At 60.8% G+C, this 17,088-nt stretch carries 16 protein-coding genes; 1 reads left to right on the forward strand and 15 read right to left on the reverse strand.

Annotated features, from left to right (window positions below; all coding sequences use genetic code 11):
• Window positions 1–429: 429 nt before the first annotated feature.
• A complete protein-coding gene (locus AB5Z54_RS09335; protein WP_368135450.1) occupies window positions 430–2,433 on the reverse strand; it encodes a fructose-specific PTS transporter subunit EIIC in 2,004 nt (667 codons plus the stop codon).
• 272 nt (window positions 2,434–2,705) lie between these two features.
• Here AB5Z54_RS09335 and AB5Z54_RS09340 point away from each other — a divergent pair, with 272 nt between their 5' ends.
• Window positions 2,706–3,563: a MurR/RpiR family transcriptional regulator gene (locus AB5Z54_RS09340; RefSeq protein WP_229026410.1), complete on the forward strand. Its 858-nt coding sequence runs from the start codon at window positions 2,706–2,708 to the stop codon at window positions 3,561–3,563.
• Window positions 3,564–3,784: 221 nt separating this feature from the next.
• On the opposite strand, the gene AB5Z54_RS09345 is transcribed toward AB5Z54_RS09340, so the two are convergent.
• The 14 genes from AB5Z54_RS09345 to alaS form a co-directional block, all read right to left on the reverse strand.
• Window positions 3,785–5,413: a DNA repair protein RecN gene (locus tag AB5Z54_RS09345; protein WP_368135451.1), complete on the reverse strand. Its 1,629-nt coding sequence runs from the start codon at window positions 5,411–5,413 to the stop codon at window positions 3,785–3,787.
• Complete coding sequence (locus AB5Z54_RS09350; RefSeq protein ID WP_035138200.1) at window positions 5,403–6,263, reverse strand: NAD(+)/NADH kinase; 861 nt, start codon at window positions 6,261–6,263, stop codon at window positions 5,403–5,405. Before AB5Z54_RS09350 ends, AB5Z54_RS09345 begins: the two co-directional genes overlap by 11 nt.
• Complete coding sequence (locus AB5Z54_RS09355) at window positions 6,260–7,063, reverse strand: TlyA family RNA methyltransferase (protein ID WP_368135456.1); 804 nt, start codon at window positions 7,061–7,063, stop codon at window positions 6,260–6,262. Before AB5Z54_RS09355 ends, AB5Z54_RS09350 begins: the two co-directional genes overlap by 4 nt.
• 35 nt (window positions 7,064–7,098) lie before the next feature.
• Window positions 7,099–7,338: an exodeoxyribonuclease VII small subunit gene (locus tag AB5Z54_RS09360; RefSeq protein ID WP_006233978.1), complete on the reverse strand. Its 240-nt coding sequence runs from the start codon at window positions 7,336–7,338 to the stop codon at window positions 7,099–7,101.
• A 2-nt stretch (window positions 7,339–7,340) separates the two neighbouring features.
• On the reverse strand, window positions 7,341–7,925 hold the full coding sequence (gene nusB, locus AB5Z54_RS09365) for a transcription antitermination factor NusB (protein WP_368135452.1): 585 nt from the start codon (window positions 7,923–7,925) through the stop codon (window positions 7,341–7,343).
• Window positions 7,926–7,928: 3 nt separating this feature from the next.
• Entirely contained in the window at window positions 7,929–8,291 is a 363-nt protein-coding gene (locus AB5Z54_RS09370; RefSeq protein WP_006233982.1) for an Asp23/Gls24 family envelope stress response protein, read from the reverse strand.
• Between the two features lie 24 nt (window positions 8,292–8,315).
• Complete coding sequence (efp, locus tag AB5Z54_RS09375) at window positions 8,316–8,879, reverse strand: elongation factor P (RefSeq protein WP_006233983.1); 564 nt, start codon at window positions 8,877–8,879, stop codon at window positions 8,316–8,318.
• Window positions 8,880–9,038: 159 nt separating this feature from the next.
• On the reverse strand, window positions 9,039–10,169 hold the full coding sequence (locus AB5Z54_RS09380; RefSeq protein ID WP_271736262.1) for a M24 family metallopeptidase: 1,131 nt from the start codon (window positions 10,167–10,169) through the stop codon (window positions 9,039–9,041).
• 132 nt (window positions 10,170–10,301) lie between these two features.
• The gene (locus AB5Z54_RS09385) at window positions 10,302–11,411 is read right to left on the reverse strand and encodes a hypothetical protein (protein WP_368135453.1); all 1,110 of its coding nucleotides are present in this window, start codon (window positions 11,409–11,411) and stop codon (window positions 10,302–10,304) included.
• Window positions 11,408–11,941 carry a shikimate kinase gene (locus tag AB5Z54_RS09390; protein ID WP_368135454.1) on the reverse strand — a complete coding sequence of 178 codons (534 nt, stop codon included), beginning with the start codon at window positions 11,939–11,941 and terminating at the stop codon, window positions 11,408–11,410. Before AB5Z54_RS09390 ends, AB5Z54_RS09385 begins: the two co-directional genes overlap by 4 nt.
• A gap of 8 nt (window positions 11,942–11,949) precedes the next feature.
• The gene (locus AB5Z54_RS09395; protein WP_117639353.1) at window positions 11,950–12,447 is read right to left on the reverse strand and encodes a YqeG family HAD IIIA-type phosphatase; all 498 of its coding nucleotides are present in this window, start codon (window positions 12,445–12,447) and stop codon (window positions 11,950–11,952) included.
• Window position 12,448: 1 nt separating this feature from the next.
• The gene (gene mltG, locus AB5Z54_RS09400) at window positions 12,449–13,882 is read right to left on the reverse strand and encodes an endolytic transglycosylase MltG (protein ID WP_229042312.1); all 1,434 of its coding nucleotides are present in this window, start codon (window positions 13,880–13,882) and stop codon (window positions 12,449–12,451) included.
• A complete protein-coding gene (gene ruvX / locus AB5Z54_RS09405; RefSeq protein ID WP_138374851.1) occupies window positions 13,875–14,303 on the reverse strand; it encodes a Holliday junction resolvase RuvX in 429 nt (142 codons plus the stop codon). Before ruvX ends, mltG begins: the two co-directional genes overlap by 8 nt.
• A gap of 17 nt (window positions 14,304–14,320) precedes the next feature.
• Window positions 14,321–16,978 (reverse strand): alanine--tRNA ligase, encoded by a 2,658-nt coding sequence (gene alaS, locus AB5Z54_RS09410; protein ID WP_138374850.1) that lies wholly within the window; start codon window positions 16,976–16,978, stop codon window positions 14,321–14,323.
• Window positions 16,979–17,088: the final 110 nt, after the last annotated feature.

Raw genomic sequence — 17,088 nt, forward strand, 5'->3', positions numbered from 1 at the left:
CAGATGTGTTTGTCGTCCGCTTGCTCGCCCACAGGGGCCCGTGCGCGGCCTGTGAGATTTCCTGCTCTACAGTCCTGCTCGCACGAAGAGCACATTAAGTGCTCTTCGGCTCGTGCGGAACTCGCGATAAATCTCACAGGCCGCGCCCGGCCCCCTGTGGGCGAGCAAGCTGCAGAAACTCGGTCGGTCCAGAGCAATATCGTGCGAACGGAATTCTGGCTAATGATCTGTTCGCGACAAAGACTCGATAGGTAGCCCCCTCTATGCCCTTTTGTAAGTTGCGGTGAAATAGGGACTGAATTTGGGGTTGAATCGTTTAAACAGTCCCTATTTCACCGCAACTTATGGGAGGGATAGAAAAAAGGCGGAGGCCCTGGGGAGGGACTCCGCCTTATATACAGGGGGCGATGTTATTCGCGGGCTGGGGGATTAGACCAGGCGAGCGTTGATCGTCTTGGCGATCTCGGCGGCGTCGGTGGAACCCTTGACGGTGGCACGGAAGCCCTCGTCCATAAGCGCCTCGGCGACCTTGGACAGGATCTTGAGGTGCGTGGTTCCAGCCTGAGCGCCCGGGATGAGCAGGGCGATGGCAACGTTGACGGGAGCGCCGTCCATGGTGTCCCAACCGGTCACGCCGGACTCGTCCTTGACGACGATGACGGCAGCCTCGGTAATGGCGTCGGACTTGGCATGCGGGATGGCGAAGCCCTCCATCATGCCCGTGGTGCCCTCGGCCTCGCGGGCCAGGAAGGCGTTCATCACGGCGTCGGCGTCGCTGGCGATACCGGCCTTGACAGCCTGGTTGGAAACGAAGCTCAGAGCCTCGTCACGAGAAGCGAAGTCCTCGGCGACAAAGACGTTCTCGACCTTCACGAAGTCAGCAGCCTCGGCCTTGGGGGCCTCGACGGCAGCGGCCTTGGGGGCCTCAACCGGCTTGGTTGCAGGAGCGGGCTTCTGGTTCTTCTCGAAGTCGTACTTCTTGAAGGCCACGAACAGGATGCCACCGACCACAGCGCCGATGAGGATCGCGAGGACCCACAGCGGACCGTTCTCGACAACGGGCAGGACCAGGAAGCCGCCGTGAGGCGCCGGATCGTGAACGTTGAAGAAGATGGTCAAGATGGAAGCGATGGAAGAACCGAGCATCATGATGGGCATAACGGGCCAGATGTTCTTGGTCATGAACGGAATGGCGCCCTCGGTGATGTGGGTGCAACCAAGGATGAGGTTGACGATACCGGCGTCATGATCCTCCTGGCTGAAGTACTTCTTGCCGACAACGACGGCGAAGGTGGTGATCAGCGGCGGAACGATGCAAGCGGCGGAGACGGCAGCCATGAAGTTGGTGCCGAAGTTGTAGGTCTCGGTGCCGACGCCAGCTTCGAGAGCGGTACCGAGCAGGAAGGTGCCAGTAGCGTAAGCAGCCTTGTTGACCGGGCCGCCCATATCAAAGGCGCACATGCAGCCGATGGCCAGGCCAAGGATCACCGGACCGGAGTTACCGAGGCTCTGCAGGAAATCCATCATGCCCTGGTTAATGGCAGCCATGGGGCCGGAAATACCGAGCATGACCAGACCGACGATGGCGGTAGAGCACAGCGGATACAGGAAGATTGCCTTCAGGCCATTAAGGCTCGCAGGAATTTTAGAGAAAACCTTCTCGAGCAGCAGGATGACATAGCCAGCGAGGAAGCCGCCGACGATGCCGCCTAGGAAGCCAAAGCCCACACCTGCGCCACCGGCGTCGATCATGCCGGTATCGGCGTTAACAGGCAAGCCCTGGATGGCAATCATACCGGCGACGAAACCGGGGACGAGCGCCGGGCGCTTGCCGATGGACTCGGCGATGTAAGCGGAGAGCACCGGAACCATGAGGTTCATGGCGATACCGCCGATAATCTTGAGCATCGCGGCAAAGCTGTTGTAGTCGGCAGCCGTCGAATCAAAGGACGTGATGCCCCACAGGAACGAAATGGCGGTCAGAACACCACCGGCAACGACGAAGACCAGCATGTGGCTGACGCCGTTCATGAGGTGCTTGTAGATGACGTGACCGATGGACTCCTTCTCCTCGACCTCGTCCTCGACATCGGCGGCAGCGGCAACCGTGTCGTCGCCCTTGGCGGCGAGCGCGCGGTCGATCAGCTTTCCGGCGGCCTCGACGGACAGGGCCTTGGAAACACCGACGGAAACCATGGGCTTACCGGCGAAACGCTCAGCCTGGACATCCTTATCGGCTGCGACAACGACGGCCTTGGCACCGGCGATCTCGCTCTTGGTGAGCTCGTTCTCGACGCCGACCTGGCCATGAGTCTCGACCTTAATGGTCAGACCTCGCTCGGCAGCAGCCTTCTCCAGCGCCTCCTTCGCCATGAAGGTGTGCGCAATGCCGGTCGGGCAACCGGTCGCGGCGATGATGTCAAACTTAGCCATGTGTCCCTCCTTCTTGAGTACAGCGCCCGCGGGCGCTCCCCTACACGCGCTTCGATGCGCGTTTTTCCACACTTGAAAGATACCAACCTACCGTCCGCGTGAGAAGAGACAAGTCGCAATTCTCCGGTGAAAGGTTCTTTCATAACCGTAAACGGCAAGTGAAAGTTTACCATCAACACTTGAAACGGCAAGGTGTATCTTGTAATTGAAAATGCCCGTATACTATGGCATTGCAAATCAAGCTAGATTTTCATGCCAACCAGGAGCCATCCATGACCGATAGTAGCAAGAGCGCACTTTCCCTCATTAGTACCCATCAGGGATACAGCGAGTCCGAGCAGCGCATTGTCGACTATATATTGGAGCACCAGTCCGAGGCGCCACGCCTCACGGCCGCTCAGCTCTCGCGCGCTGCCGCCACGTCCGAGGCGACCGTTTCGCGTTTCTGCCGCAAGCTGGGCTTTGGCAGCTTCCGCAGCTTTCAGTTTTCGTTGGCGCGCGACTTAGAGAGTCAGCGCAACGAGGGCCTGACCGACGAGGTCTCACTCGACAACATGGAGCAGAGCCTTAAAAATATCCTCGCCGCCAAGGTGAGTGAGCTTAATGCGACCATCGACGGCATTGATCACGACACGTTGGCCGCAGTTGTACACGCGCTTAAGAATGCCGGCGTTATTGAGTTCGCCGCCGTGGGCAATACAAACGCGGTCGCGCTCGACGCGACATTTAAGTTTTCGCAGCTGGGCCTGCGCTGCATGACGAGTACCATTAGCGAGACATCAATCGGCTTTGCGCTCACGTTGCGCCCGGGTGACGTCATCGTGCTAATCTCAAACTCCGGCAAATCGCGCCGACTGAATCGCATGGCAAAAGCGGCTCGCGACTGCGGCGCAACCGTAGTCGTCATCAGCAGCGACAGCAAATCCCCACTCGCGCGCCTGGCAGACTACACTTTTAATACCGTCAACCACGAAGCGCTACTGACGACGGGCGACTTTGCCTTCTCCAAGATCAGCGCCACGATGATCATCGAAGTCATCTACAACTTCCTGCTGCCCGAGATTGAAGACGCGCGTGAGCATATCAGCTACTACGAGGAGCTCATCCAGCCGGATAAGGTCGTTGAGTAGGTAAATTGGGGAGCCGATAGACGCCCCTCGCCACGAAACCCGCCCATCTACTACGTTTTAACCGCAACCGCCAACCATACACCCAAAATAGAGAAAACCGCAGGCGTTCTACCTGCGGTTTTCTTTTTGCAATTCTTGGCGTGGTTGCCGATGCCCTACCAAACGTAGTAGATGGACCCGTTTCGTGGCGGCCGGGTTGGACATGCGTGTGGCGGCTCGGCCTAGGCACGCGCCTCCGCAAGCATCTGCTTGGCGTGCGCCAGGCTTGCCTCGGACTGATCGCCGCTCAACATGCGGGCGATCTCGGCGGTACGCGTTTCGCCGGTTACCTCGTCCAAATGCGTCTGGGGAACATCGCCCGGTTCCTTGCTGACGACATAATGCTTGTCAGCCATGACGGCGACCTGCGCCAAGTGGGTTACGACAATCACCTGATGCGTAGCGGCGAGATCTGCCAGCACGCCCGCGAGCGCACGCGCCGTGGAGCCACCGACACCAGCATCGACCTCGTCAAACACCAGCGTATCAACACCGTCCGCGTTACCGAGGACGACCTTGCTTGCCAGCATGACGCGGCTGAGCTCGCCGCCCGACGCAATGCGGCGCAGGGGACGTGGCGTCAAGCCGGCACCGCTGCGGTATAGCAGCTCGTAGCTCGAAGGACCAACGGGCGTCCACTCAGCACGGGGAAGATCGCGCGACTCCCAGACGAGCTCGGCACCGCCCATCTCCAAGCGAGCCATCTGGCGGCCGACCTCGTGGCAGAAGCGCGGGGCCGCCGTATTGCGAGCGCGCTTAAGTGCCCTGGCAGCAGCGAACAGCTCGCGCTCGGCGCTCCCGAGTGCCTCACGCGCCTTTTTGATCTGTTCATCGCCATCATCGACCAGCGACAGCAGCTCTTGTGAGCGGTCGCGCATGGCAAAGACATCGTCCATGGTCGGACCCCACTGACGCAGCAGGCCCTTGAGGTCGGAATACCGCTCGCGCATGCGAGCGAGCTCGCGAGGATCGAAGGCGACCCCATCGCGATAGGAACGAAGCTCGTTCGCGCAATCCTCAAGAGAGATGCAGGCATCCGAAAGTGCATCGGCAATGTCGCCCAGTTTGCGATCGACGGTAGCCATTCGGGAAAGCTCCGCCACGGCACTGTTCACGGCATCGAGCGCTCCCCCTTCAGAGGCAAGCGATGCATGGGCATCATTAGCTGTGGCAACCAGTACCTCGGCATGTTCGGAGCGCGGCAGCAGTTCCTCGAGTTCCTCATACTCGCCTGGCTTGGGGTCGACCTCGCCGATGCGCTCGAGGGCAAAACGCGCTTCCTCGACGCGACTCCCCTGCGCACGCGAGGCCTCCTCGACGCGACGGACCTCCTTGGCAGCCGCGCGCGAGGCTTTAAAGCAGGCGCGGTACACATCCAGCGCCTCAAGCGCAGAGCGCCCCGCCCAGGCATCGACCATCGCAACGTGATGCGCCGGATCGAGCAAGCGCTGGTGCTCGTGCTGGCCGCACAGATCCATCATCACGCCAACGCGCTCCGAAAGCTCGCGCACACTGGCGATGCGGCCGTCAATCTTCACGCGGCTGCGGCCCTCGGCAGAAAGGCTACGCTGGACCGTGAAACCCTCCGTGTCGTGTGGACCGTCGAACAGCCGCGCCTCAACGCTAGCAAGCGCCTCGCCCTCGCGCACCGTCGAAGAATCCGCGCGCTCGCCCAAAATAAGCTTGAGGGCCGAGAGCAGCGCGGTCTTGCCGGCGCCGGTTTCTCCGGTCAGAACCGTTAGGCCCGCGCTCGGAACCAGCGTCGCCTCGCGAATGAGTGCAATGTTAGAAACCTGCAGCTCATCGATCATGACGGACTCCGTAGAAAACGCGGCTCACCGAGTTATAGAAGCTCTCGGGGCCGTAATCGAGGAGCAGCACATCTCCGGGCCCGCGGCGCACAGCCACGCTCTCAACGGTGCCGTCGCAGGTAATAAACTGTCCATCGATAGCAATCGCCGGAACACTCGGACGGTCATCAGACATAAAGATCTCGACGACATCACTCGGCGAAGTCAAAAAGGCACGAGCCTGAATGGTGTGCGGCGCAATGGGTACGCAGACCATGCCCGTATAGTCGGGGCTCACGATGGGGCCGCCTGCGGATAGTGCATAGCCAGTGGAGCCGGTCGCCGTGGACACGACCACGCCGTCGCCACGCAGGCGATCGATATGGTGGCCGGACACCGTGATGTCAAACTCGACCATATCGGACAGGGGGCCGCGCGTGAGCGCCATGTCGTTGAGGGCGAACGTGCGCACGACATCCTTCGTACCGTCTTCGCGCACGGACACGATATCCGCAGCGATGGTGGCGCGACGGCTCACATGCAGCTCGCCGGACAGGGCGTCGCTTACGACCTGCAGAATGTCGCGCTCCTCGGGACTCGCAGCAGTTAAAAAGCCCAGGTGACCATAGGAAAGACCGAGGATAGGAATCTCGCGATGGTTGAGGATGCGGGCAGCGCGCAGCAACGTACCGTCCCCGCCGAGCGTAATGACCAGATCGGAGCCATCAATATCAGGCGTGCTTTGAATCTTCGATCGCTGGTCGGCAGCCCATGCGACTTCATAGCCCTGGCGCGTCAGCCAAAGCTCGAGCATCAAGCCGCTCTCGACCGCCTCTTGCTTGTAATAATTGGGAACCAGAAAGACCTTCATAGCATTGCAGCTTTCTCGCTCATAACCGATACCTGGAATTGCAGCTCGTCTTGCGAGCGGTCGCCGGGGTCAAATCTCGTGCCGTACAGGAAAAACTCAACGTTGCCCTTGGCACCATGAATGGGTGACACGCACACATCGACCGGGAAGAGGCCCTTGGCAGCAAAGAGTTCAACCGCCGCCACGAGTGTATCGCGGCGCACGGCGGGATCGGTCACAATGCCGCCCTCGCCCACCAGCGCCGCCGGAGCCTCAAACTGCGGCTTTACGAGCGTGCAGAATGCACCCGTAGGCGCCAGGCACGCCAGCACCGCATCGATAATGTTCGCGATGCTGGTAAACGAGACATCACACACAGCCAGGTCGATGGCGCCGGCATAGCCAAGCTCAGGCAGCTGCGTCACGTTTGTGCGCTCATGCAGCATCACGCGATCGTCCTGACGCAACGACCAATCGAACTGGGCGCGACCCACGTCCACCGAGACAACGGTCGCAGCTCCGCGCTTGAGCAGACAATCGGTAAAGCCGCCGGTAGAGCAGCCCACATCCAGACAGGCAAGGCCCGTCGGATTGATGCCAAAAGCATCAAGCGCACCTTCGAGCTTAAGTCCGCCGCGGCCAACATAGGGAATGCGCCCCTTCACGTGCAGCGGCAGGCCTGGGATCACCTTAAGGCCCGGCGAAGTCAAGCGCTCGCCGCCACTCGAGACCAAGCCGGCCATAAGAGTGCGAAGGGCATCCGCGCGATCGGCGCAGATGCCCTGTGAAATCAGTTCGTCATCAAGACGCACGCGTTTCATGAATGCCATCAACCATTCGTATCCGGAAATGCGGCCTAGCTATCCTGGGATTCGTTTGCCGCATCCTCATCGTATTCCTGCTCGAGCTTGTCGGCCTCACGCGGCGTCAACTCAAACTTGTCGACCATATCGACCGCGCGGGAGCCCAGCTCAATCGCCTCGTCAAACAAATCGAGCGAACGCTCCAAGGAGGTATCCTTGGAGCGAACGGTAGCGATAATCTGGTCCAAGCGGTCCGAGATCTCGTCGAAGTTACGGACAGAACCCTCTGGCATGACTACTCCTCGACGGAGTCGATGTCAGCCCCGGCGGCATCCGCATCCTCGGCCAGCACGCCAGCCTCAGCCTGAGCAACCGCAACCTTTGCGGCAGCCTCGGCAGCCTGGGCCTCCTCGCGGGCGCGATCTTCGGCTAGCAGCTCCTGGTACAGGTCCTCACCCGGCAGCTCCTCGCTGCGAGCGATCTTGCCCAGCACGCCGTTGACGAACGACGCGGACTGGTCGGTGCCATAGGCCTTGGCAAGCTCGACAGCCTCGTTGATCACGATGGCGTCCGAGACCTCCTCGTCGGTGAGGAAACGCATCTCGTAAACGGCGATACGCAGCAGATTGCGGTCGGCGCCGGGCATGCGCATAAGATCCCAGTTCTTGGCAACGGAGCGCAGAGCGCAGTCGATGCGGTCGATATGCTCGTAGGCACCGCGGCAAAGCTCCAGCGCATAGGGGTCGAGGGGACCCTTCGAGATCAGGAAATCGCCCTCGAGGACGCGCTCGAGCGGACTGTCCGTGGCCTCGGCCTGGAACAGCAGCTGCAGCGCCTGACTGCGGGCAAGCGTACGCCCGCGATAAACCTTAAGGCTCAAAGGTTACTCCTTGGGGAAAACGAGGCCGTCGATGCAAACGTCAACACGCTCAACCTCAACGCCCACTTGGGCATCGATGGCGGCGACCACGGCGGCGCGAACGGCCTCGGCGAGTTTCTTGAACGGATAGCCAAAGAACACCACGACGCGCACGGTGAGTGCGAGCTTGTCGCCGACGACCTCGGCCTCGACCGCCGGCTCAGAAGCCGGGGCCTTGGACGAGAGCATCATGGAGACAAGGTTGGTGGCAAGGTCCTTGACGCCAACGGAGGCGATGCCCTCGACATCCGACACGGCGCGCGAGACGATGGCGGTCAGAACATCGGGCGAAATGCCGATGCCGTCAATCTTGATTTCCTGGGGCATGAGTCCTCCTAGAAGAGTTGGTTGCTAGACGCGGGAGACGAACTTGCCGTCGCGGGTGTCAACCTTGATGACCTCGCCCTCGTTGAGGTACATGGGGACCTGGATGACAGCGCCGGTGTCGATCGTGGCCGGCTTGGTGGAACCCTGGACGGTGTCGCCCTTAAAGCCCGGGTCGGTCTGGACGATGGTGGTCTCGATGAACATCGGCGGGGTCACGCCCATGAGCTCATCGTCGGCGAAGAGCAGCTGGCAGATGTCGTTCTCGCGCAGCCACTTGGAGTTCTCGCCCACCATGTCCTCGGGAACGGGAACCTGCTCATAGGACTCGTTGTCCATGAAGATGTAGTCGGTGCCATCGTTGTAGAGGTACTGGAACTCACGGGTGGTGAGCATGACGCTCTCGAACTTGGTGCCGGCGTTGCAGGTGTTCTCGACGACTCGGCCGCTCTTGATGTCGCGGGTCTTGTAGCGCACAAACGCGCCGCCCTTGCCCGGCTTGACATGCTGGAACTCGACGATGGTGTAGACCTTGTCCTTGATACGGAGACCGAGGCCGTTCTTGAAGTCGGCGGTAGAAATGGTAGGCATAGCGACCTTTCTTGTTATGGGCAGAACGCACAAGCGTCCAAATTACATACGACAGAAATTATACACTTGCAGACGGCGCCTGCGGCGAGCGCATAAAAAGAGAACGCGGGGCGTCCGAATCGATCCGGACGCCCCGCCCCAAAAATCTATCGAAATGGGCTAGCAATCGATGACGTGCAGGTCGTGCGGGGTCTTGGTGAAAGGCTCGTAGCCGTTCTCGGTGACCACGCCGTAATCCTCCAGGCGCACGCCGCCCACGCCGGGCAGGTAAACGCCGGGCTCCATGGTGACAACCGAGCCGATCTCGATGGTGTTCTTGCTGCGGTTGAAGTTGGGCAGCTCGTGGATGTCAATACCGACGCCGTGGCCCAGGCCATGATTGTAGTAATCGCCATAGCCGGCATCGCCGATGATCTTCTTGGAAAGCTTGAAGATGTCGTTACCCTCAACGCCCGGATGGATGGCGGCGACGCACTCCTCGTGCGTGCGGCGCACGAGTGCGTACAGGTCGAGCTGCTCCTGGGTGGGCTCGCCCATCACGACAGTGCGCGTCATGTCGGAGCGGTAATCGCAATAGCCCGCGCCATAATCCATGAGAACGAAATCGCCCTTCTCGATCACGCGGTCGCTCGGCACGGCATGCGGGTTGGCGGTGTTGGGACCGCTCGCCACGATGGAGCCGAAGGCAAGGCTGTCTGCGCCGTTGGCGAACATAAAGTTCTCGAGCTCGTTACGAACCTGCTTCTCGGTCATGCCAGGCTTAATAAAGCCGAGCATGTGCTGGAAAGCGGCATCGGTGATCGACTGCGCATGGCGCATGAGCTCAATCTCCTCGGCGTCCTTGATGGCGCGCATCTTGCGGATATCGTCGTGCATCAGCGGCAGCATACAGGCGACGGAACGGTCCTCCAGGCCGCGCTGAATACCCTGGTAGAAATTAATCTGCATATCGTCCTCGACAGCGCAGACGCGGCATTTGTTGGCCGCGATCTTGCCGGCGACCCAACCGGGGATGGTGCCCTCATCCATGTCGTAGACCCAGGGGCTGCCGGCTGGCGTGTTCTCCTCAAAGCTGTTGAGGTAGCGCGAGTCGGTGTGGAACAGGCACTGGTCGGCCGTAATAAACGCAGCGTGCGGGAACTCGAAGGTGTAGTCGAAGACGCCCTTCACGCCCGTAAGCCAACGAAGGTTGGCCTCGTCGCGCACCACGATGGCGTCGTAGCCACGCTCGACCATCAGGGCACGGACACGCTCGATACGACCGGCAGGACCGGCAGCAAACTCAGACATGCAGATTCCTTTCTTGTTGTCTCAATATAGACGGGACGGGTCTCAACCGAACGACGGAATCGCATGCGATCCGCAACCGATTGAAAACCCGCCCCTCAACATGATACGAAAGACGATGGAAGTCAATAAATCTTAGAGAAGTTCTTTACGAGAAGCCAAGTAGGCGTGAGCATGGCGCTCAAGAACCTCGTCCTCGACGCTCGTTAGGCGAATGGCGCCGAGCGCCGCGGGCAGCGGCAGCATGCTGCGGTTCGAGCGGACAAACTGCTGTCTGCGGAACTCCTCGATATATGCGGCAGGCTCCAAGTCGAAGGCAAGCTCCTCGATGCCAAAGTCCTCCAGGCAGTCATCGAGATCAAACACATAGTCGATATCGAAGTCGCAGGCATCGTGTGCTAGGCGCGCCTCAAAGCGCATGCCCTCGGACAACAGCTGGTAGGCAGGGACCTGCGAAGCGGCATCGCCCAAGCAAGCGCGCAGGGTGCGCTCCCCCGTCTTGCCAAAATCGAGCGCATGGCGAGCGCTCGGGTTCGTGGCCGTCAGCACGTCCTTGCGGGCAGTCTGAGACCATTGAACGGCATTGACGAGTGCGACCTCCTCGCCCGCGAGAATCTCGGGGACGGTCTCAGTAAACTGATTCCAGCGGGACTTGCTGCTCGAAAGCATGGTGCCAACAAGTACCGCATAGCCGAACTTGAGGTCCTCGGGTTCCGCCTCGCGAACAAGGTCGAGATCACACACAACCAAGCCCGGTTCGGGACGGAACGCGATAGCGGGAAGCGCATTGGCCAACGAGGCGACGAGCGGCTTCATGGTCGTCGCGACCGTGAGCATGGCGTCGAAGGTCGTCGGCAGCAGCGCGCACTCGGTTCGGCCACACCACTGGTTGGCGCACCAGCCAACAACCGAACAGGTTGCGGCATCGCCAACAGCGACAACCAGATCGTCGCAGGTGATGCGGTTGGCAGACAGGGCGCCAAAGATAGCATCGGCGTCGGCCAGCGTGGCACCAGCAGGCGAAACCTCGAGGACGAGCAGCGACACGGCAAAACCGGCGTCGACCAGCGCATGCTCGACGACCTCATCAAAACGTTCTGACGAGGCGGAGTTCCAAACCACCATCGCGCGCTTAGGCTTGCCCACAGCCGAGGCAAACATACGCGACAGCTCATCGAACGCGCCCAATCCGACACGGACATCGACGCTGCGGTTTTGGAAATTGATCAGTTGGCGGCGAATCATAGCAGTCCACGCTCCAAAAGCATCTCGGCACAAAGGTAGGAAACGTCCTCGAAGGACTTGTTGCGAATATCAAGGGTAATATCGGCGGCCTGGCGATACAGCGGACGGCGATGCTCAAACAAGCGCGCGGCATGCTCGGGCGAGCGGAAATCGGGGCGCGTGTCGGACCGACGAATCTGGCGAATCGAATCCTCAAAGTCGCCCTCGAGGTACACGCACGTACCCATTTCGTGCATCAGCTCAATATTCACCGGCGTCTCGACGATACCGCCACCGCACGAAACCAACAGACTGAGCTCGCTTTGGAGCGAACGGAGCGCCGAGGTCTCGAGCTCGCGAAAACGATCCTCACCCTCGGTCTCAAAAATCTCGGTTACCGACTTGCCGCAACGGCGGACGACTAGGCGGTCGGTATCGATAAAACGCCGCTTGAACATAGTGCCGACGTTGCGCGCGAGCGTCGATTTGCCCGCGCCCAAAAAGCCGATAAAGAAGATATGGTCGCAGCCGTGTTTGGTGTGCTGGGACATGACGAGACCTATTCCTCGCAGGGAAGGTCGCGCAGGGCCCGGCGCTCAAAGATACGGAAGATCTGCGTATACCACAGGTCCTGCGTGGCCTGCGGCTTTACCAGGATGGTATCGACGCCGGCGAAGTTGCCGCTCCACACGTCCGTGTAGAGCTGATCACCGATCAGCACCGCCTCGTCGGCCGTGGCGCCGAGGCGCTTAAGACCCGCCTTGAGGGCAAACGGCGCCGGCTTCATGGCATGGCTGATGGCCTCGAGTCCCAGCTCGCGTGCTGATGCCATGACCTGGTCGCGATGCCAGTTGTTGGACACCATGCACAGCTTAAAGCCTTTGGCGCGGGCGGTATCGAGCCAAGCGGAAACCGCAGCGGGAACCTGCTCGGTGTCACGCGGCACCAGGGTGTTATCGCGATCGAGCAGAATGGCGCGTTTGCCGTCGGCCCAAAGGGTATCAAGGTCGATGCGATCGACCGAGGCAACGTAACGTTTGGGGCTAAAAATCCTCATGCTAATTCCAAGACTGTTGATGCTCTTCGTAGGTTTGCGAGAAGTACTCCTCGTCCTGCGTAATGTAGAAATACAGGTCATCGGAGTCGGTCGGCTCAAGCGTGGCCTTGAGTGCCTCGAGCGACGGAGAGCAGATGGGCGTGGGTGGCAGACCCTCATGCTTATAGGTGTTATACGGACTATCGCTCTGCAGGTCGTCGGCGGTAACCTCGCCACCGGTGACATACATCATGGTCGCATCGCTGTTGAGATAGCGCAGACCATCGAGCTTGCCGGCAAGACGGTTGTAGAAGACCGAGGCCACGTGCGCGCGCTGGTCGGCGTTGAGGCCCTCGCGCTCAACGATAGAGGCCAAGTTGACGATGTCGTAGTCGGACATCTCCACACCGTAGCGTTCCTTGATCTTGGCTTCGCAGCTCGCAAAGTCAAGCGACTTGTACTCGGTCTTAAACTGATCGAGCATAGCGCGAATCACGTCATCGACCGTCGGCGAATCGCCCAACGAATAAGTCTTGGGGAACAAGAAACCCTCAAGCGAGTCGTTGGCGGCGCCCTTAAGGAAGCTATAGTCGTCCACGTAGTTGGAGGCCTTAGCCTGGTTGAGGAAGTCTTCCTTAGAGATGCCATCGTAGGCCTGGGCCACACGATCGGCGACTTGATCGACCGTCAGGCCCTCAGGGATTGTTAGCGCATTGGAGCCCGCGTTGGGACCTTCCATGAGCTGCTGAACAACCTTGGTCGCGTCCATGAGTGTGGTGAACAAATAGGTACCAGGCTTGAGCGACATATCGGCGTTGAGCTTTTTCACCGCCGCATAGTAATCCTTGGGATTCTCGACGATATGGTTCTCGGAGAGAATCGAGGCGATCGTATCGCCCGAAGCACCGTCGGGAATGGTTACCGTAACCTGCTGACCAGCCGTGACCTTCGTATCCTCACCGGCAAAGAAGCCCTTGACGGCCGGCACGACAAAGAAAACGATCGCGACAAGCGCAAGCACCGCCACCACAACGCCGATGATCATGGGAACCGGAGAGCTCTTCTTTTGAGCACCGCGACGAGTATGCGTGTTGTAGCTCGAGCGGGTCGCCGGAGCAACGCCATGCGAACCGCGGGCGTGATGAGAATGCGATTGGGGGGCCTGCGTTCGCTGGGTAGGTGCCTGCTGCTTAAAGCGGGTACCGCCTGCAGGCTGGGCCGTACGAGCAGTGGGCTGCTGAGCCGCGTGAGAAGCCGGATGCTGAACCGAACGAGCAGAAGGCTGCTGACCCGTCCGTTGAACAGGTTGGGCCGAACGAGAGAAGGACTGCACCGGGCGCGCGGCAGGCTGAGCTGCGCGCTGCGTCGGCTGTGCCGGACGCTGGCCAGGCTGGGCAGGGCGCGACGCCGGCTGACGTGTACGATTCGGCTGGCGCGGATCGGAAGCACTAGGCATGCGAAACCTCCTCGTTTTTACGATCGAGCCACGTCTGCAAAAAAAGGCTGGCGGCAATCATGTCGATCTTGCCCCTCATCTGCTTTTCGTTGAGGCCCTGCTCGCGCAGGATACGCTTGGCCTCTTGCGAGGACAGACGCTCGTCCTCAAACTCCAGCGGAAGATCGAGCTCGTCGGCAATCTTTTGCGCCACGGCGGCAACGCGCTCGGCTTGGGGGCCGGGCTCACCGCCCATGGTCAGGGGACGTCCGCTTACCAGGATGTCGGGCTCATAGTCTTCGACCAGGTAGCGGAACGTCTTGGCCATACCGGTGACCTCGGCGGCCGGGAGCACCTTGACGGGCATCGCCATCTTGCCATCACGGCTCGAGACGGCGATGCCAATCCTGGTCTCCCCTATGTCCAGCGCAAGCGCGACCACAGTGACTTCTTAGATTCTTAGGCGCCGAGCGCGGTCTTGGCGGCCGCGAGGGCATCGGCGATGCCGGCAGCATTCTTGCCACCGGCCTGGGCCATGTTGGGACGGCCACCACCGCGACCGTCGACCAGACCCGCGATCTGCTTGATCACATTACCGGCGTGGAACCCGGCCTTCACGGCGTCATCGGAGCCGGCAGCGAGCAGGGCCGGAGTGCCCTTCTCAGTCACGCTGGCGACGACACAAGCGACAGGGCCGGCGACCTTCTGGTGCACGGTATCCCATACGTTGCGCAGGTCGGCAGCCTCAAGGCCCTGGAGCTCAGCAACGACGAGCTTGTAGCCACCGAGCTCGACAGCACCCTCGATGGAGCTGGAAATGGCGTCGGAGGAACCACCGGTCAGAGCCTTTTTGAGCTTGTTGGACGTCTCGCGCAGCTCGACCTGCAGGTTCTCCACACGGGCGGGAACCTCGTCGACGCGGCACTTGAGCGCAGCAGCGGCGGCGTCAACGAGTGCAAGGCGGTCGGCCATATAGTCGAGAGCACCCTTAGAGGTCACGGCCTCGATACGGCGGACGTTCGAGCCCGTAGAGGACTCGGAAATAATCTTGAACAGGCCGATCTCGGCGGTGTTGGCAGCGTGCGTGCCACCGCAGAGCTCGCGAGAGAACGGCTGGTCCTCGGCGCCCACGGAGACGACGCGGACGACATCGCCGTACTTCTCTCCAAACAGAGCAACAGCGCCGGCAGCCTTAGCCTCGTCGATGCCCATAACACGGGTCACGACCGGCTTGGAGGCGAAGATCTGCTGGTTGACCAAGTCCTCGACAGCCTTGAGCTGCTCGGAGGAAAGGGCCTCGAAGTGCGTAAAGTCAAAGCGCAGGTGCTCGGGCGTCACCAGCGAGCCGGCCTGGGAGACGTGCTCGCCCAGGACCTGCTTAAGGGCAGCGTCGAGCAGGTGCGTGGCGGTGTGGTTGCGGCGCAGGAAGCCACGGCGCTCGGCGTCGAGAGCGGCGGTCACAGCGGCACCGACAGTCAGCGTGCCATCGGCAACGTGCGCGACGTGGGCATACAGGCCGTTGTGGTTCTTGGTGTCGGCAACGGTCAGAACAACGCCCTCGGCGGAAAGCTTGCCGGCATCGCCCTGCTGACCACCCATCTCGGCATAGAACGGGGTGCGGTCGAGCACGACCTCGACATCCTCGCCCGCGGCTGCGGACTCGACGGACTCGCCGTTGCGCACGATGGCGACAACCTTGGCGCCCTCGATCACATCGTTGTCATAGCCGTCGAACTCGGTCGCTGCGACCTTGTCGGAAAGCTCGACCCACACGTCGTTGAAGCTACCCCAGGCGTCGCCCTTGGCGTTAGCGCGGGCGCGGGCCTTCTGGTCCTCCATGCAGGCAGTGAAGCCGTCCATGTCGACGTCGTGGCCAGCGGTGCCGGCGATCTCGACGGTCAGATCGATGGGGAAACCAAAGGTGTCGTGCAGCTTAAAGGCGACATCGCCCGGAAGCACAGCGCCCTCGGCAAGCGCTGCCAGGGCCTCGTCCAGGTACACGCGGCCGTTGTCGAGCGTCGTGGAGAAGCGCTCCTCCTCGGAGGCAACGATACCCTTGACGAGCGCGACGTTCTTGAGCAACTCGGGATAGGCCTCGCCCATTTGAGCGTTGACCTCGTCGATGAACTTGGTCAGGAAGGCGCCCTCGATGCCCAGCAGGCGACCGTGGAACACGGCACGGCGGAGCAGACGGCGAAGGACGTACTCGCGACCCTCGTTGCCGGGAAGGATGCCGTCCGAGATCATAAAGTCGACAGCACGGGAGTGGTCGGCGATGATGCGCAGGGAGCGGCTGGCGCCGGAGTAGTCATCGGCGTCATAGGTCTTGCCGCTAATCTCCTCACCGAGTTTGATGAGGTGCTGCATCAGATCGCCGTCGTAATTGGCGGTCTTGTGCTGCATGATGGCAGCCATGCGCTCCAGGCCCATGCCCGTATCGAGGTTGCGGTGCGGCAGCTCCGGCATGGAGCCGTCCTCCTGGCGGTCGTACTGGGTAAACACGAGGTTCCAGAACTCAAGGAAGCGGTCGCAGTCGCAGCCGGGCTTGCAGTCGGGGCTGCCGCAACCGACCTCCTCGCCCATGTCAAAGTAGATCTCGGAGCACGGACCGCAGGGGCCGGTGGGGCCAGCGGCCCAGAAGTTGTCGTCCTCGCCCAAGCGGGAGATGTGGTCCTCGGCAACGCCCAGGGAGCGCCACACGTCATGGGTCTCATCGTCCTCGGTAAAGACGGTAAAGTACAGGCGGTCGAGCGGCAGCTTGAACTCCTTGGTGATGAGCTCAAAGGCCCAGGCGCAAGCCTGCTCCTTGGAGACGCCGCCAAAAGAGAAATCGCCGAGCATCTCGAAGAACGACAGGTGACGGCCGTCCTCGCCGATGCAGTCGATGTCGTTGGTGCGGACGCACTTCTGGCAGGAGATCGCGCCAATCTCCTTCATGGTCTTCTTGCCCTGGTAGTACTCCTTAAACTGGTTCATGCCGGCGTTGGCAAGCAGCAGTGAAGGATCGTCGGGGACGAGGGACGAAGAAGGATAGAGCTTAAGACCGCGCTCCTCAAAGAAGTTGAGGAACTTGGAGCGGATCTCGGCCGTAGTCATTGACGGGTAGTCAGCACTCATAGAGGGAATCTCCTCGGTTTCACATCGAAACAGTTCAAACGTAACGATATTACCATCCCGCCGCGCAAGTGCAAAAAAGAGGGTCGCCAAACAGCGACCCTCCAGCGAAA

Origin of the sequence: Collinsella aerofaciens (assembly GCF_040910185.1) — a bacterium.
Lineage (GTDB): Bacteria > Actinomycetota > Coriobacteriia > Coriobacteriales > Coriobacteriaceae > Collinsella > Collinsella aerofaciens_BF.

Bases quoted from the DNA above. Each gene is read 5' to 3' on its own strand.
- AB5Z54_RS09355 (WP_368135456.1), bottom strand. From the start codon at position 7,063: ATGAAACGCGTGCGTCTTGATGACGAACTGATTTCACAGGGCATCTGC.
- AB5Z54_RS09370 (WP_006233982.1), bottom strand. From the start codon at position 8,291: ATGCCCCAGGAAATCAAGATTGACGGCATCGGCATTTCGCCCGATGTT.
- AB5Z54_RS09390 (WP_368135454.1), bottom strand. From the start codon at position 11,941: ATGTCCCAGCACACCAAACACGGCTGCGACCATATCTTCTTTATCGGC.
- AB5Z54_RS09395 (WP_117639353.1), bottom strand. From the start codon at position 12,447: ATGAGGATTTTTAGCCCCAAACGTTACGTTGCCTCGGTCGATCGCATC.
- alaS (WP_138374850.1), bottom strand. From the start codon at position 16,978: ATGAGTGCTGACTACCCGTCAATGACTACGGCCGAGATCCGCTCCAAG.
- AB5Z54_RS09385 (WP_368135453.1), bottom strand. From the start codon at position 11,411: ATGATTCGCCGCCAACTGATCAATTTCCAAAACCGCAGCGTCGATGTC.
- AB5Z54_RS09345 (WP_368135451.1), bottom strand. From the start codon at position 5,413: ATGATCGATGAGCTGCAGGTTTCTAACATTGCACTCATTCGCGAGGCG.
- efp (WP_006233983.1), bottom strand. From the start codon at position 8,879: ATGCCTACCATTTCTACCGCCGACTTCAAGAACGGCCTCGGTCTCCGT.
- AB5Z54_RS09380 (WP_271736262.1), bottom strand. From the start codon at position 10,169: ATGTCTGAGTTTGCTGCCGGTCCTGCCGGTCGTATCGAGCGTGTCCGT.
- AB5Z54_RS09335 (WP_368135450.1), bottom strand. From the start codon at position 2,433: ATGGCTAAGTTTGACATCATCGCCGCGACCGGTTGCCCGACCGGCATT.
- AB5Z54_RS09360 (WP_006233978.1), bottom strand. From the start codon at position 7,338: ATGCCAGAGGGTTCTGTCCGTAACTTCGACGAGATCTCGGACCGCTTG.
- mltG (WP_229042312.1), bottom strand. From the start codon at position 13,882: ATGCCTAGTGCTTCCGATCCGCGCCAGCCGAATCGTACACGTCAGCCG.
- AB5Z54_RS09350 (WP_035138200.1), bottom strand. From the start codon at position 6,263: ATGAAGGTCTTTCTGGTTCCCAATTATTACAAGCAAGAGGCGGTCGAG.
- AB5Z54_RS09340 (WP_229026410.1), top strand. From the start codon at position 2,706: ATGACCGATAGTAGCAAGAGCGCACTTTCCCTCATTAGTACCCATCAG.